Below are 14907 nucleotides of genomic sequence, written 5' to 3' on the forward strand. Positions count from 1 at the left end.
CGTCGCCGTTCACTCCGCCACGTCGATGCTGTAGCGGTTCGATTCCACTCCGGCGGCGGTCACCACCTGGACGTCGGTGCGCCCCGGTTCGACCTCCGCGGGGACCGGCACGGTCAGTACCGCGTCCGACGGGTTGGTGAAGCCGCCGGTCACCGGGACCAGCGGCACGTGGACGTGCACCTGCCCGATCCGGACGACCAGCCGGGCCATCATCTCGGGGGTCTGCGCCCCCGGCGGTACGAAGCCCACGCCGCGGATCTCGATGTCGTCCCCGGGGCGGACGGCGGAGTCCAGGTCCCCGGGCTCCCGTCGGCGCACCACCGACAGCACGAGCGGGCGGCTGCCCTCGGCGTACTTCGCGGCCAGGTAGACCACCGCCGACAGGGCGACGAGCAGCGCGAGCGACCAGGGCAGGCGCGGCAACCGGTCGGGGAAGCGGGCCAACGTCACCGCGGCGTACGCCAGCACGATCGTGGAGACGAGGACGTACTGGGCGTCGGGGAAGCTGCCCCGGCCGGCGTCGTCGGTCAGCAGGTCGGCCCCGGCGGGCCGGTCCGCGGGCAGCTTCTGGAGCCGCTGGTTCATGATCCGTACGGTGACCACCCGGCGCACCAGCACCGCGACGCCCGAGGTGAGCCCGAGCACCGCCAGCAGCGGCAGCGCGCGGCCGAGCGCCAGTCCGGCGTAGAGGGTGTCCCGTTCGGGGCCGGGGGCGGAGGCCGCGAGCCGCAGCGCGGGCAGCAGCGCGGCGAACGCGGTGAGCACGAGCCAGGCGGCGGGGACGGCCTTGGAGGTGGACAGCCGGTTGTCCTCGCCGACCAGCGGGGCCAGCAGTCCGCCGCGCAGCGACTGGGCGCGGGCGGCGACGGTGAGCAGCCCGGCCAGCACGAGGGCGGCCAGCAGGGCGGCGGTGCGGGCGGTGGACCAGCCGGTGCCGAGGGCGGTGCCGACCTGCACCACGAGCAGGACGCCGGCGGCGATCCACAGGGTGAGGACGGCCCGTCGGGAGAGCAGGTAGAGCCAGGAGTGCCCGGCCTCGCGGCCGCGGTCGGCGGCGGTGCGGGCGGACAGGGTCAGTTCGTCGGACACCCACTGGCGGGAGGCGCCGAGGGAGTGGGCCACGGCGGCCGGCACCCCCTGGCCGGCGGCGAACCCGTCACGTTTCTCCAGGAAGGCGGCCACCGCCCTGCGGTGTCCCTCCCGTGCGCCGTGCGGGCAGTCGTCGCAGGTGCAGGCGCCGCCGTGGGTGGTTCGGGGGATCTCTTGGACAGCCACGCGCGTGCCGCCTCTCTGAACTCCGGTGCAATGCCAGCGAATTGTGCACCACTGCGGCAGTGCTCCGGATTGCGCACGATGTCAGAGCAGGTGATTAACCGTTCATGATGTTGACGTCATGGGCGCGTCGCCCCCTTGGCGCAGCGTTTGGTAGCTCACCCAGGCCGCCAGATCGGAGCCGAACCGCTCCCGCGTGCGGACGGCGCCGCGGTGGTCGACGGGTACGGGCTTGCCCGCGGCCCGCGCGATCAGCTGGACCCGGGCGGCCCGTTCGGCGGCGACGAACCACCAGACGGCCGCGTCGACCGAGTCCCCGACGGTCAGCAGCCCGCGGTGGCGCAGGATCAGCGCCTTGTAGGGGCCGAGCGCGTGCGCGATCCGGGCGGCGGCGACGGGCCCGTCCTCGGTGAACTCGTCCAGCAGGGCGTGGTCCTCGTAGAAGGCGCAGGCCTCGGGCGTCAGCGGCGCCAGCAGGTCGCCGAGCACGGCGAGCGCCCTGCCGTACGGGGCCTGCGTGCGGACGACGGCCACCGCCCCGGGCCGCGCCCGGTGCACGGCGACGTGCACGGCGAAGGCCAACTCGTTGAGCCGGCGGGCACCGTGGAGGACGCGGCCCTCGCCGTCGGCCAGCAACAGGTCGTCGGCGGTGAGCCCGCCGAAGGCCAGGCCGAAGGGGTTGACCCAGTAGCAGTCCTCGAAACCGGGGTCCCGGACGGTGACCAGGCCGGCCGGGCCGTCCTCGTGGTCGAGCCGGGCCAGCAGCCGCAGCGCCTCGGCGAGGCGTTCCTTGCGGTGGGCGCGCTCCTCCTCGACGGTGTCGTGGACGGGCGGCATGTCGAAGCGCAGCCGCTCCACGGGGACGGGTCCGGGTCGTTCGGCCATGACACCTCCTGCGGGTCGCCGCGCAAGGTACCGGCGGCCGGTCGAAGAGGCCATGGGCGGGCGCGCGCGGAAACGGCGGAGCCGCCGCCCCGGGATGGGGGCGGCGGCTCCGTCGGTGGTGCGGGAGGGGAGTCCTACTCCCACTCGATGGTGCCCGGGGGCTTGCTCGTGCAGTCCAGGACCACGCGGTTCACGTCGGGGACCTCGTTGGTGATCCGGGTGGAGATCCTCGCGAGCACCTCGTACGGCATCCGCGTCCAGTCCGCGGTCATCGCGTCCTCGGAGGAGACGGGGCGCAGCACGATCGGGTGGCCGTAGGTGCGGCCGTCGCCCTGGACGCCGACGCTGCGGACGTCCGCGAGCAGGACGACCGGGCACTGCCAGATCTCCCGGTCGAGGCCGGCGGCGGTGAGCTCGTGGCGGGCGATGGCGTCGGCCTCGCGCAGCAGGTCCAGGCGCTCCTTGGTGACCTCGCCGACGATGCGGATGCCGAGGCCGGGGCCGGGGAACGGCTGGCGCTGGACGATCTCGTCGGGCAGGCCGAGTTCCTGGCCGACCATCCGGACCTCGTCCTTGAACAGCTGGCGCAGCGGCTCGACGAGTTCGAACTCGATGTCGTCGGGGAGGCCGCCGACGTTGTGGTGCGACTTGATGTTCGCGGTGCCGGTGCCGCCGCCGGACTCGACGACGTCCGGGTACAGGGTGCCCTGGACGAGGAAGGCGACCGCGGGGCCGTCCTCCTGCAGGATCTCCAGCTGGGCCTGCTCGAAGACGCGGATGAACTCGCGGCCGATGATCTTCCGCTTGGTCTCCGGGTCGGAGACGCCGGCCAGCGCGGTCAGGAAGCGCTCCTGCGCGTCGACGACCTTCAGCTGGACGCCGGTGGCCGCGACGAAGTCCTTCTCGACCTGCTCGGTCTCGCCCTTGCGCATCAGGCCGTGGTCGACGTAGACGCAGGTCAGCTGCGAACCGATGGCCTTCTGGACGAGGGCCGCGGCGACCGCGGAGTCCACGCCGCCGGAGAGGCCGCAGATGGCGCGCTTGTCGCCGACCTGCTCGCGGATGGCCGCGATCTGCTCCTCGACGATGTTGCCGGTCGTCCAGGTGGGGGCCAGGCCCGCGCCGCGGTAGAGGAAGTGCTCCAGGATCTGCTGGCCGTGCGTGGAGTGCATGACCTCGGGGTGGTACTGGACCCCGTACAGCTTCTTCTCGTCGTTCTCGAAGGCCGCGACCGGGACGACGCCGGTCGACGCGGTGACGGTGAAGCCCTCGGGGGCGGCGGAGCAGGCGTCGCCGTGGGACATCCACACCGCCTGGTTGTCCGGGGTGCCCTCGAAGAGGGTGGAGCCGGACTTGGAGACGGCCAGCGGGGTGCGGCCGTACTCGCGCGCGCCGGTGTTGTCGACGGTCCCGCCGAGGGTGGTCGCCATCAGCTGGAAGCCGTAGCACATGCCGAAGACGGGGACGCCCGCCTCGAAGAGGGCACGGGAGTCGTCCAGGCGCGGGGCACCCTCTTCGTACACGGAGGACGGACCGCCGGAGAGGATGATCGCCTTCGGGTCCTTGGCGAGCATCTCGGCCACGGGCATCGTGCTGGGCACGATCTCGCTGTAGACCCGGGCCTCGCGGACGCGGCGGGCGATGAGCTGGGCGTACTGGGCGCCGAAGTCGACGACGAGAACCGTGTCCGGGGCGCTGTCGTGGGCGGCGGAGGGTGCTTCTGGCACGGGGCGGCCTTCCGGCGGAAGAGGTGGCTTTGTTCTGTCGATTCTAACGGGGGTCCCCAGCCCCTTTTCGTCTCACCATCCGAACCGGCTTGGCCCGGAGCGGGACGGAAGGTAATAATCCGTTCCATGCGCAAGCAGCTGAGCTTCCTCTTTACCTATGGCACCGGCCGGTCCGGTCGCCATGGGTCATCGTGATGCTCGCTTGAGCCACTGACTTCCCAGAGCGCCCCGGTCCGACAGGACCGGGGCGCTCCGGCGTTTCCGCTCCCGTCGGTCCCCACCACCCACAGGAGCACCGACATGACCACGATCACCACCACCCCCGAGCAGCTCATCGCCGACTCCCGGATCCGCATCGACGCGATCGACGACCGGATCATCGGCCTGATCCAGGAGCGGACGGCCGTCTCGACCGTCATCCAGGACGCGCGCATCGGCTCCGGGGGCCGCCGGGTGCACCTGTCGCGCGAGATGGAGGTGCTGGCGCACTGGAGCGACGCCCTCGGCAAGCCCGGTACCGCGCTCGCGATGACCCTGCTGGAGCTGTGCCGGGGCCGCGTCTGAGGCGCGGGCCGCCGTTCGTCACCCGTCCGGGCCGTGACCGGCCCCGCGGCGCTTCGTTGGGGTGGATGTCCGCGCCGGCCAGGCGCGGGTCCGCACCACCACGCGTGGCTCAGCGGGAGCGATGAGACGTACCGCCCGAGGGCGTGCGTCGTGGGACATCGCTCCTTCGCGTGACCGGACGGCAGGGGACAGCAGCCCGGTCACCCCGTGAAGGACGGCCGGCCCGAGGGACGCCCCGGGCCGGCCGTTCTCGTGTCCGCCCCGGTCGTTCTCCGGGGCCCCGGTCCCCTCGGCGGCGTCAGCCGCGCCCCGCGCGGCGGCGTCGGAAGACCGCGTACAGCGCGCCGCCCGCCGCGACCAGCGCGGCCCCGCCGAAACCGAGCAGGCCCGCGATGCCGCCGGTGGGCGCGAGGGGGCCGTCGTCGCCCAGTCCCCCGGCGGCGCTCGTCCGCTCCCTCGCGCCGGGGCCGTCCGTCGGGTCCTGCGCGATCCACGGGTCGGGGATCGCGACCGGGGCGGCGGGGCCCGGACCGATCGCGGTGCCCGTCGCGTTGGCCAGGAAGAGCGCGGCGTCGTTGGCCGGGTACGGATCGAAGGCGGCCCTTCGGGGCTCGCCCCGCGGGCCGGGGCCGCCCACGACGAGGGCGCCCTGGGCGTTCGGCACCACCTGCTCGATCCGCAGCTCGAGGACGAACTCGACGCGCTCGGACTCCCGTACCGACGGCCCCGTCGCGCACAGCAGACGAGCCGGCCCGCGCCCGGGCACGACCCGGCAACCGGCCGGGACCCGGGTCACCCGCACGCCCGGCGGCACCCGTACGTCGACCACGACCGCGGCGGCTCCGGGCCGGGGGTCGAACACCCAGGCCGGCCCGTGGTTGCGCAGCACGACCGCGGCCCTGACCCGGGTCCCGGCGGCGCCCCGGACAGCCAGGGGCTCGATCGCGAGGTCCGCCGCGTTCTCGACGGCGAAGCCGAACTCGCGCCGGTCGGCGCGGACCGCCGGGGCCGCGCCGCGCGAGGCCCGGCCGGGCGGGACGAGCGCCCCCGGGGTCGTCGACCCGGCCCGCCTGACGAGGGTCAGCGTCCGGCCGGTGGCGGGGCCGCCGTGCGCGGGCCGGTCCGCGGACGGGCGCCCGGTGTGGCCCGGGCCGGCCGGGGTGACGCCGTAGCCGAGCAGTTCGGCGCGGGCGAACGGGGTGGCCCTGAGGTCGAGGGGGCTGTCGGCGGCCGTCTCCCAGACCTCGCCGGCGGCGAAGTGTCCGGCGACGGTGCACAGGGCGGTGGTCGAGGTCGGGCCGGTGCGGTAGGCGCAGTTGTCGTAGCGCCGCGCCAGTTCCAGGCCGCGGGTGGTGGTGAGTTCCAGGACCACGCCGCTCGCCGGGCCGGTGCCCCGGTTCGCGAAGGCGAGCGGCAGCGGCTGGCTCTCGCCCGGCTTCGGGTCCCGCTTGAGCCGCAGCTCCTCCACCGCCAGGTCCGGGCCGCCGACCGTGACGCGGGTGACGGCCGCCGCGACGGCCACGCCGGCCGCCCGGGCGGTGACGGTGAGGGTGCCGCTCGCGCCGGCTCCGGCGCCCTGTTCGGCGCTGACGTCCAGGTCGAGCACCACGCTCGCGCCCGGGCGGACCTCCCGCTCGACGCAGATCAGGCGGGCGCCCTCGGCGGCGCACCTCGCCGCCGGCGCGGCCCCGCCCTCCCGGACGACGGCCACGCCCGCGACGCCGCTCAGGTCGACGGTGAAGGTGACGTCACCGCCGCCGAAGCCGTCGGCGCCCGTCGCGCCGGCCGTGTCGGTCGCGGAAGTCGCGGAAGTCGCGGAAGTCGCGGAAGTCGCGGTGTCCCCGTCCGCCCCGGGGCCCTCCCCCGCGGCCGGCAGGTCCAGGCGGAACGCCAACGGCGTCGGCCGCGCGTCACCCGTCGCGGGGCGCGCCGGGAGGGTCAGCGCGGCCGGTCCGACCAGGGCGATCAGCGGCTGCGCGGCGTGTGCGGAGGGGACGGCCGGCCCTGCGGCGAACAGGCCGCAGACGGCCAGCAGGGCGATGCGACGTCTCATGCCCCCCTTGACCGCCGGACCGCCCGCACAGTTGCGCACTACGCCGTGTGACCGACACCACAGCCCCGGGGACGGGATTCCGGTACAACCTTCTCCGGCGACCGACAGTCACTCATGTACTGCGGTGAGTACCGCGCTCGGAGGGGGAGCGCGGTACTCACCGTCGTCATTTCTCAGGATGGTTCGGGCTCCGATTGCCTGCGGGGCACGTCCGGGACCGCCAGGAACGGCAGCCGCAGCGCCCCGAAGGCCTCCTTCGGCACCGCCGGCCGGTTCGGCTCCACCGCCGCCAGCCGTACGTACGCCTCTCCCTGAGCGGGCCGCCGGTCCGCCTCGCCCTTGTTGGGCCAGTACGACATCGCCCGCTCGGCCTGCGCCGTGATCGTCAGCGACGGGTTGACCCCGAGGTTCGCGGAGACCGCCGAACCGTCGACGACCGAGATGCCCGGGTGCCCGTGCAGCCGGTGGTACGGGTCGACGACGCCCTCCCGCGGTGAGGCGCCGATGGGGCAGCCGCCGAGGAAGTGCGCCGTCAGCGGGGTCCCCATCAGTTCGCCGATGTTGCTCCCGGCGAAGCCGTTGATCTCCTCGGCCAGCAGGCTCGCGGCCCGCGTCGCCGCCTCGATCTGCACGGGGTTGGGGGCACCGTGGCCCTGCCGGGCGGTCAGCAGGCCCTTGCCGAGGCCGCCGGGCTTGCGGTACGTCGTCAGGGAGTTGTCCACCGACTGCATGACCAGGCCGATGATCGTCCGTTCCGACCAGCGCCGGTTGGACAGCGCGCGCAGCAGCTGGACGGGGTGCTTGGCGGTGCGGGCGAGCCAGGACCGCACCCGGTGCGCGCCGTAGGGCACCTGGAGGATGGTCATGAACCCCATGGCGTTGGAGCCCTTGCCGTAGCGGACCGGCTCGATGTGGGTGTCGGCGTCCGGGTGGACGGACGAGGTGATGGCGACGCCCCGGGTGAAGTCGACCCGCCCGACACCGCCGTGCCGCCTGCGGTAGCGGCGGTCGTCGGTCTGCGCGCCGACCAGGCCTTCGGAGTTGGTCCGGGTCAACTCGCCGAGCCGGTCCGAGAGGTGGGGCAGTTCGCCCCGGTCCTTCATGGCGTGCAGCAGGGTCTGGGTGCCGTAGGTGCCCGCCGCGACGACCACGTACCGGGCGCGGAGCACCTTGGCCCGGCCCTTGCGGCGGTGGTCGGTGGGGACGGTGCGGACGCGGTGGCCGCCGTCGGGGTGTTCGGAGAGCGCGGTGACGGTGGTCATGGGGTGGATGACGGCGCCGGCGCGTTCGGCGAGGTGCAGGTAGTTCTCGTTCAGGGTGTTCTTCGCGCCGTGCCGGCAGCCGGTCATGCACTCGCCGCACTCGGTGCAGGCCCGGCGGGCCGGGCCGGCGCCGCCGAAGTACGGGTCCGCCGCCTCCTGTCCGGGCAGGACCCGGCGCTCGTCGCCGGTTCCGCCCGCTCCCCCGGCGTCCTCGCCGTCGCCGAAGAAGACGCCGACCGGGGCCATGTGGAAGGAGTCCCCGACGCCCATCTTCTCGGCGGCGGCCTTGAGGTGGACGTCGGAGGGCGTCAGCGTCGGGTTGAGTCGGACGCCGAGCATCCGCTTGGCCTGGTCGTAGTACGGGGCCAGTTCCGCGCGCCAGTCGGTGATGGACGCCCACTGCCGGTCCTCGAAGAAGGCCGCCGGCGGCACGTAGAGGGTGTTGGCGTAGTTGAGCGAGCCGCCGCCCACACCGGCGCCGGCCAGCACCATCACGTTGCCGAGCAGGTGGATGCGCTGGATCCCGAACAGTCCGAGGGCGGGCGCCCACAGGTAGTTGCGCAGGTCCCAGCTGTTGCGGGGCAGGCTCTCGCGGGTGAAGCGGCGCCCCGCCTCCAGGACGCCGACCCGGTAGCCCTTCTCGCTGAGCCGCAGCGCGGAGACGGCCCCGCCGAAGCCCGATCCGATGACGAGGACGTCGTAGTCGTACCCGTCCTCCGGGCCGCCTCCGCGACCGCCGTCGTTCTCGTACGACACTCTCGTGCCTCCCAATCGGTCGCGCCCGGCGACGTCGGAATGGCCTGAACGGCCCGGACGTCCTAGCGGAACCGCAGCGCCTTGAGGACCTTGAGGCTGCGGGTCATGAACCGCGCGTACTGCTCGTCGTCCATGCCCATCGACGGGGCCATGGGCAGCAGCCGCTGGTGGGCCACCGTCTGCGCCTCGGTGTACTTGAGGATGCCCTCGGAGCCGTGCCGGCGGCCGAGTCCGGAGTCCTTCATGCCGCCCATGGGCGCCTGCGCGCTGCCGTAGGCGGGGGCGTAGCCGTCGTTGATGTTGACGGTGCCGGTGCGCAGGCGGGCCGCCACGGAGTGGCCGCGGCGGGCGTCCTTGGTCCAGACGCTGGCGTTGAGGCCGTAGTTGGTGTCGTTGGCCCGGGCGATGACCTCGTCCTCGTCGGTGAAGCGGTAGACGGAGACGACCGGTCCGAACGTCTCCTCGGCGCAGACCGCCATCGGGGCCTCGACCCCGTCGAGGATGGTGGGCTCGTAGAAGAGCGGGCCGAGGTCGGGGCGGGCGACGCCGCCAGCGACGAGGACGGCTCCCTTGGCGACGGCCTCGTCCACGTGCCGGCGTACGGTCTCCAGCTGCCGTTCGCCGACCAGCGAGCCCATGTCCGCGCCGTAGGCGAGGGCGCTGCCCAGGCGCATGGCCTTGGTGCGGGCGGCGAAGCGCTCGACGAACTCGTCGGCGATCGAGGCGTGGACGTAGAGCCGCTCGATGGAGATGCAGAGCTGGCCGGCGGAGGAGAAGCAGGCCCGGACGGCGCCCGCGGCGGCCTTCTCCACGTCCGCGTCGGCGAGGACGAGCATGGCGTTCTTGCCGCCGAGTTCCAGGCTGACGCCGACGAGGCGGGCGGCGGCGCCCTGCGCGACCTCGCGGCCGGTGCGGGTGGAGCCGGTGAAGGAGACGTAGTCGGCGTGCCGGACGACCTCGGGGCCGACGACCGGGCCCTCGCCGAGGACGACCTGGAAGACCTCGGCGGGCAGGCCGGCCTCGACGAGCAGGTCACGGGCCCACAGTGCGGTGAGGGCGGTCTCGGTGTCGGGCTTCATGACGACGGCGTTGCCGGAGACGAAGGCGGGCAGGGCGTCGCCGACGGAGAGTTCGAGGGGGTAGTTCCAGGGGGCGATCTGGCCGACGACCCCGCGCGGCTGGCGCAGCTCGGTCACCTTGGTGAGGGTCGGCATCGCGCCGGTGTGCCCCTTGGGGCGCAGGTAGGAGGGCGCCCTGCGGCCGTAGTGCCGGGCGGCGACCACGACGGCCTGCACCTCCTCGTGGGCGTGCAGACGGGCCTTGCCCGTCTCCAGCTGGATGAGGTCGAGCACCTCCGCCTGCCGCTCCAGGACCAGGTCGTGGAAGCGCAGCAGCACGGCCGCGCGCCGGCGTACGGGGACGGCGGCCCAGGCGCCCTGGGCGGCGCGGGCCCGGGCGAAGGCCTCCGCCACGTCCTCGGGGTCGGCCTCGGGCAGGTCCGCCAGCTTGTCCCCGGTGAAGGGGGTGTGGTTGGCGGTCCGGCCGGAGCCGATGACTCCGCGGGTCAGCCGGGCGACCAGGTCGGGGGTCACCACGTCGGCGGCCGTGCGCACGCCTGCCGGGGCCGGGGCGGCCGGGTTGGTGGGCCGCGGTGCGCTGCGGAGGGGGGCGGCGGGGGCCTGCGAGTCCGTCATGGCCGTGAGCGTATGCCGCCGGGAGGCCTTTGGGTACCCGTGGGTAACCGGATTTTGCCAAGTCTGCCAGTGATCGCTGGCGCATTGGCTGCGGTGTGGCGCGATCAGCCCTTCTTGGGCGCCGCCTGCCACCCGCTGAGCACGACGTCGAACTGTTGCCGCGTCTTCGTCCAGTCGCTCACCGGCCCGGCCATGTAGATCGCGTACTCGACGCCCTCGGGCGTCACGTACATCTGCTCGATGGCCCGGCGCGGTCCGGGGAACTGCACCTTCTCGGTCCAGCTGAAGTCCCACTGGGCGCCCAGGGCCGTGTCCCGGAAGCTGTTCTGGCGCAGGATCTCGCGCTTGTAGTCCATGCGTTCCTTGACCTGTCGTTCCATGTCGAGGACGTGCATGTACGGGTTCGGGTAGTCCGGGGTGGTGTCGATGGCGATCCGCAGGACGTGCCGGCCGTTGTCGGGGGTGTAGTCGATCTGGTTGCCGTTCATCAGGCGCTGCCAGCCCTCCGGGACGAAGAGCGTGAACCCCTCCTCGTCCTGGACCCGCTTCCAGCCCGCCGGCACCGGCTTGGTCGCGGCGTCGTCACCGGACGCGGCGACGTCGGGCGCGCCCGCCGAGGGCTTCGACCGGCTCCTGCCCTCGGTCCCGCCGTCGGGCCCCTCCAGCCAGGTCAGTACGCCGAACACGCCGCCACCGCCGAGCAGCGCCGCCACCACGGCCACGGCGGCGGCCCGCTTGAGCCGGCCGGGGGTCGACCCGGCGGGGGCCGGCGCGGCCACCGGGACGGCGGTGGTCGCGGCCGGGGCGGCGGGGGCCGGCTCCGGCGGCGGCTGGGGGGCCGCCTCCAGGGACTCGCGCTCGTCCGCGGTCACCGCACGGGTGGGCACGTAGGCCTGCGCGGCCTTGGGCTCCCGGCCCTCCATGGCCTGCAACAGCATCTGCTCGGCCTCGGCCGCCGACGGACGCTCGGCGGGATCCTTGCGCAGCAGGGCGGTGATCACCGGTCCCAGCGCGCCGGACTGCCGCAGGGCGGGCGGTTCGTCGTTGACGACGGCCTGGAGGCTGGAGATGGGCGAGGTCCGCCGGAACGGCGACAGGGCCTCGACGGCCGTGTACAGGGTCGCGCCGAGCGACCACAGGTCGGAGGCCGGGTCGGGGGCCCCGCCGGTGACCCGCTCCGGGGCCAGGTAGTCGATGGAGCCGACGAGTTCCCCGGTCCGGGTGATGGAGGAGTCGCCCTCGATCGCCGCGATGCCGAAGTCGGTCAGCAGCACCCGACCGTCCTTGGCGAGCAGCACGTTGCCGGGCTTCACGTCCCGGTGCAGCACGCCGACCGCGTGCGCGGCGCGCAGCGCGCCCAGCACGTGCAGCCCGATCCGGGCGGCCTCCATGGGCTCGATGCGGCCCGCCGCCTTCGCGGCCTCGGCGAGGGAGGGGCCGTCGATGTACTCCATGACGATCCACGGCCGGTCGTCGTGTTCCAGTACGTCGTGCACGGTGACGACCGCCGGATGCTGGATCCGGGCCGCCGCCCGCGCCTCCTTCTGGGTACGGGCGTGCAGGACCTCACGGTCCGCCTGGGCCACGTACAGACCCGCCGTCAGTTCCTTGACGGCCACGGTCCGGTGCAGCAGCTCATCGTGCGCACGCCACACCTTGCCCATGCCGCCACTGCCGATGGGCTCCACGAGCCGGTACCGGCCCGCGAGCACCGCACCCGCGCCTGTCTGCTGTTCCACGAAACCCCGCCGCTCTGTGCACTTCGGGCCAGATTACGGAGCCTGCGGCCAGAGCCGAAACCGCGCGGGGGCGGTAGGGCGGCACTGTGACGCAATTGCCGTATTGACAGGCCGTCAGTCCTTCGTCAACCCCCGGATTTGTAACTCGCCGTGGCCTTCTCGAAGACGTCGGTGACCTTGTCCTGGTTGTCCTCCGGACCCGTCACCATGACGATGTGGTACTTGCCGCCGAGCGCGACGACGAAGTTCCGGGCGAACAGGGACCGGCCCGCCGCGTCGATCCAGGTGTACCGACCGGTAACCCGCAGCTGCTGGCCCACCTTCGTGGACTTCACGTCGCCGCCGGAGGCCCAGGTGGAGTTGCGGTACGGGGCCAGTTCCGGCTCCTTGTCCTTCTGGTAGCCCACCGGATCCGGGCTGCCGCCCTCCACCTGGTCCCGGCCCGGCACCACGATCAGGGTGAACTGTCCCTGGACGTAGCGCACCTGACCGGCCTCGTTGATGGTCTGCCGCTCCCAGCCGTCGGGCACCGCGATCGAGAAGTGCGCCGGGTCCTGCTGGACGGTGAAGCCCTGCGGCGCGGGCGCGTCCGCCTGCGGGGCGGGCTTGGACTCGGGGCTCGCCGAGGGGGTGCGGCTCGGCTCGGGCCGCGCCGGGCCGCTCCCGGTCGGCGCGGAGGCGGAGGGCTTGGGACTCTGCGCCGCCGTCGGCTGCTGCCCCCCGGCCTCCGGGTCCCCGGACCGGGGCATGAACAGCATCGCGTACGCCACCGCCCCGGCGAGGACGGCCAGGACCCCGACGAGCAGGGTCCGGCCCAGGGCCCGCGGCTTGCGCGGGGCGGCCGGGTTGCGGTGTCGCCCGTGCAGTTCGCCGCGCCGGCGCGGCAGGGGCAGCCGGGTCGGGTCGGGTTCCGCCGTCGGGAGCGCGCCGAACGCGCCGTCGGGCTCCGGAGCGGAGCGCACGAGGGAGCGCAGCCAGCCGCGCAGCTCCTCGAAGTCGGGCCGCTCGGTGGGGTCCTGGCGCAGCAGCGATTCCACGACCGGGCGCAGCGGGCCGCACTCCTCGGCGAACGCGGGGGACTCCGCGCACACCATCTCGACGAGTTCGGCCACGCTGTCCTCGGGGTACGGGGCGTGGCCCTGTACGGCCCGGTACAGCAGGGCGCCGAGCGCCCACAGGTCGGTGGCCGGGCCGACGGGCGCGGCGAGCTGCCAGTGGCCGTGCACGGGCCCGGCCTGTTCGGGCGCCCACCGCTCGGTCACGGCCCCGACGACGGCCATCCGCGTCTGCCGGGCCCGCTCGGCGTCCAAGCCGGTACGCGGACCCCCACCACGCCCGCCGGGCGCGTCCCAGCCGCCCCGGGCCGGGGCGACGGGCAGCGGGGCGGACGTCGGGGCCGGGCGTCGCGAGCCGGTGGTGTCCCGGCCGCCGGCGGGCGGGGTCGCGGGGGACGGCACCGGGAGGGCGGGGGGCGCGGCGGCGCCGGGCCGGTGACCGCCGGACGTGTCCCAGCCGCTGCGACGGGGCGGCGGGGTCGGGGCCGGGGTCGGGGTCGGGGGTCCGCCGGGGGCCTCCGCCTGCTGGTAGCCCTGGGGCAGGGCGAGTCGGGCGGGGAGGGCGGGCCGGCCCGCGTCGGCGGCCGGGGCCTCCGGCTCCGGCTCCGGCGCGAAGAACTCCTCGTGGGGCGGCTCGGACGGTTCCTCCCGCGACGGCGCCGGGAGCTCCCGGCGCGGCGGCTCCGTCGGCTGCGGCTCCGCCGGCCGGGTGCGCCGGCCGGCGCCGTGCCAGGGCGGGGCGGCGGCGCCGTCCGGACCGCCGTACGGGTACGCGTAGCCCTGCGGCAGGTTGGCACCCGTCGGCCGCACCGGCGGCAGGAGGCCCGGCGGCGGTTCGGCCCCGGTCGCGGCCCCGCGCTCCCCGGCCACCTTTGCGGCGGCGGCCCGCGCCCCGGCCCGGTAGGCGGCGATGGTGCCGGCGCGGGCGGTCGCCCGGAGGTCGGCCGCGTCGTCCTGCGGGGGCAGCGCCCGCTGCGGGGTGATGTGGTCGGAGTACCGCGGCCCGGTGTCGTAGCCGGGAGCGACGAGCGGCGCGTACGCCGGCCCGGGCGCCGGCGGCTCCGGCGCGTACGCGGCCCCCTCGGCGGGCGGCTCCGACGGCGCCCACTCCCGCGCCCCGAAACCGGCACCGGGCGGCTCCGGCGAGAGCACCCCGGCGCCGGGGCCGTCGTACCCGGGGCCGTCGTACCCGGGGCCGTCGTACCCGGGGCCGTCGTACCCGGGGCCGTCGTACCCGGGGCCGTCGTACCCGGGGCCGGGGCCCGTCGGCGGGTCCCATCCCGAGCTCGTGTCCGCGGGGTCCTCGAAGTCGGGGCGCGGCACCGGGTCGTACCCGCACAGGGCCTCCTCGGCGGCGCCCGCCGCCAGCCCGGTCAGGACGACACGGCCGTCATCGCATATCAACACCGTCCGGACGGTGATGTTCCGGTGCGTCCAGCCGTGCGCGTGCAGCACCCGCAGCGCGGTCAGCACGTCGGAGGCCACTTCCGCCGCCCGGTACGGACTCAGCGGTTCCTCGGCGATCAACGCCGCCAGCGGCCTCGCCGGGACGAGTTCGCTGACGATCCACAGCGAACCGCCCTCCGCGAACACGTCGAAGACCTGGTCCAGGCGCGCGTGGTCGGGTACGGACGCGGCCGCCTGCGCGGCGGCGATCGCCCGCCGCACCGCCGGCAGTTCGCCCGTGCGTTGCCGCTGCGCGGCCTGCGGTCCGTACGACCCGTCGAGCAGCTCGGCGTCCACGACCTCCGGCAACGGCACCTGCCGGACCAGGACTTCCTGCCCGCTACGGGTGTCGAAGGCCCTGGTCTCCGTCAGCTCGTACTCGTCGGACGGCGGCAGCGGCAGACGGTAGCGGTCGGCCAGGATCCGGCCCGCGTAGTCCTCCACATCGACTCCC

The 14907-nt window shown here is 74.6% G+C and carries 9 protein-coding genes; 1 reads left to right on the forward strand and 8 read right to left on the reverse strand.

The features are described 5' to 3' along the window. Positions 1-9 precede the first annotated feature (9 nt). From AB0D46_RS29240 to guaA, 3 genes are all read right to left on the reverse strand, one after another. A complete protein-coding gene (locus AB0D46_RS29240; RefSeq protein WP_362881847.1) occupies positions 10-1275 on the reverse strand; it encodes a hypothetical protein in 1266 nt (421 codons plus the stop codon). Between the two features lie 102 nt (positions 1276-1377). Then, positions 1378-2157 (reverse strand): class II aldolase/adducin family protein, encoded by a 780-nt coding sequence (locus AB0D46_RS29245; RefSeq protein ID WP_362881849.1) that lies wholly within the window; start codon positions 2155-2157, stop codon positions 1378-1380. Positions 2158-2291: 134 nt separating this feature from the next. Continuing rightward, positions 2292-3884 carry a glutamine-hydrolyzing GMP synthase gene (gene guaA, locus AB0D46_RS29250; protein WP_362881851.1) on the reverse strand — a complete coding sequence of 531 codons (1593 nt, stop codon included), beginning with the start codon at positions 3882-3884 and terminating at the stop codon, positions 2292-2294. Positions 3885-4184: 300 nt separating this feature from the next. Here guaA and AB0D46_RS29255 point away from each other — a divergent pair, with 300 nt between their 5' ends. Beyond that, positions 4185-4448 carry a chorismate mutase gene (locus AB0D46_RS29255; protein ID WP_362881853.1) on the forward strand — a complete coding sequence of 88 codons (264 nt, stop codon included), beginning with the start codon at positions 4185-4187 and terminating at the stop codon, positions 4446-4448. 298 nt (positions 4449-4746) lie between these two features. On the opposite strand, the gene AB0D46_RS29260 is transcribed toward AB0D46_RS29255, so the two are convergent. From AB0D46_RS29260 to AB0D46_RS29280, 5 genes are all read right to left on the reverse strand, one after another. Next, on the reverse strand, positions 4747-6501 hold the full coding sequence (locus AB0D46_RS29260) for a hypothetical protein (RefSeq protein ID WP_362881854.1): 1755 nt from the start codon (positions 6499-6501) through the stop codon (positions 4747-4749). A 173-nt stretch (positions 6502-6674) separates the two neighbouring features. Next, a complete protein-coding gene (locus AB0D46_RS29265) occupies positions 6675-8519 on the reverse strand; it encodes a GMC family oxidoreductase (RefSeq protein WP_362881856.1) in 1845 nt (614 codons plus the stop codon). A gap of 62 nt (positions 8520-8581) precedes the next feature. Further along, positions 8582-10213, reverse strand: a complete 1632-nt coding sequence (locus tag AB0D46_RS29270; RefSeq protein ID WP_362881858.1) for a succinic semialdehyde dehydrogenase — start codon at positions 10211-10213, stop codon at positions 8582-8584. Positions 10214-10317: 104 nt separating this feature from the next. Continuing rightward, positions 10318-11952, reverse strand: a complete 1635-nt coding sequence (locus AB0D46_RS29275) for a serine/threonine-protein kinase (RefSeq protein WP_362881859.1) — start codon at positions 11950-11952, stop codon at positions 10318-10320. Positions 11953-12077: 125 nt separating this feature from the next. Next, positions 12078-14897: a serine/threonine protein kinase gene (locus AB0D46_RS29280; protein WP_362881861.1), complete on the reverse strand. Its 2820-nt coding sequence runs from the start codon at positions 14895-14897 to the stop codon at positions 12078-12080. Positions 14898-14907 lie beyond the last annotated feature (10 nt).

It is taken from the genome of Streptomyces sp. NPDC048383, assembly GCF_040651775.1.
Classification (GTDB): domain Bacteria; phylum Actinomycetota; class Actinomycetes; order Streptomycetales; family Streptomycetaceae; genus Streptomyces.

Bases quoted from the DNA above. Each gene is read 5' to 3' on its own strand.
- AB0D46_RS29255 (WP_362881853.1), top strand. From the start codon at position 4,185: ATGACCACGATCACCACCACCCCCGAGCAGCTCATCGCCGACTCCCGG.
- AB0D46_RS29245 (WP_362881849.1), bottom strand. From the start codon at position 2,157: ATGGCCGAACGACCCGGACCCGTCCCCGTGGAGCGGCTGCGCTTCGAC.
- AB0D46_RS29270 (WP_362881858.1), bottom strand. From the start codon at position 10,213: ATGACGGACTCGCAGGCCCCCGCCGCCCCCCTCCGCAGCGCACCGCGG.
- AB0D46_RS29260 (WP_362881854.1), bottom strand. From the start codon at position 6,501: ATGAGACGTCGCATCGCCCTGCTGGCCGTCTGCGGCCTGTTCGCCGCA.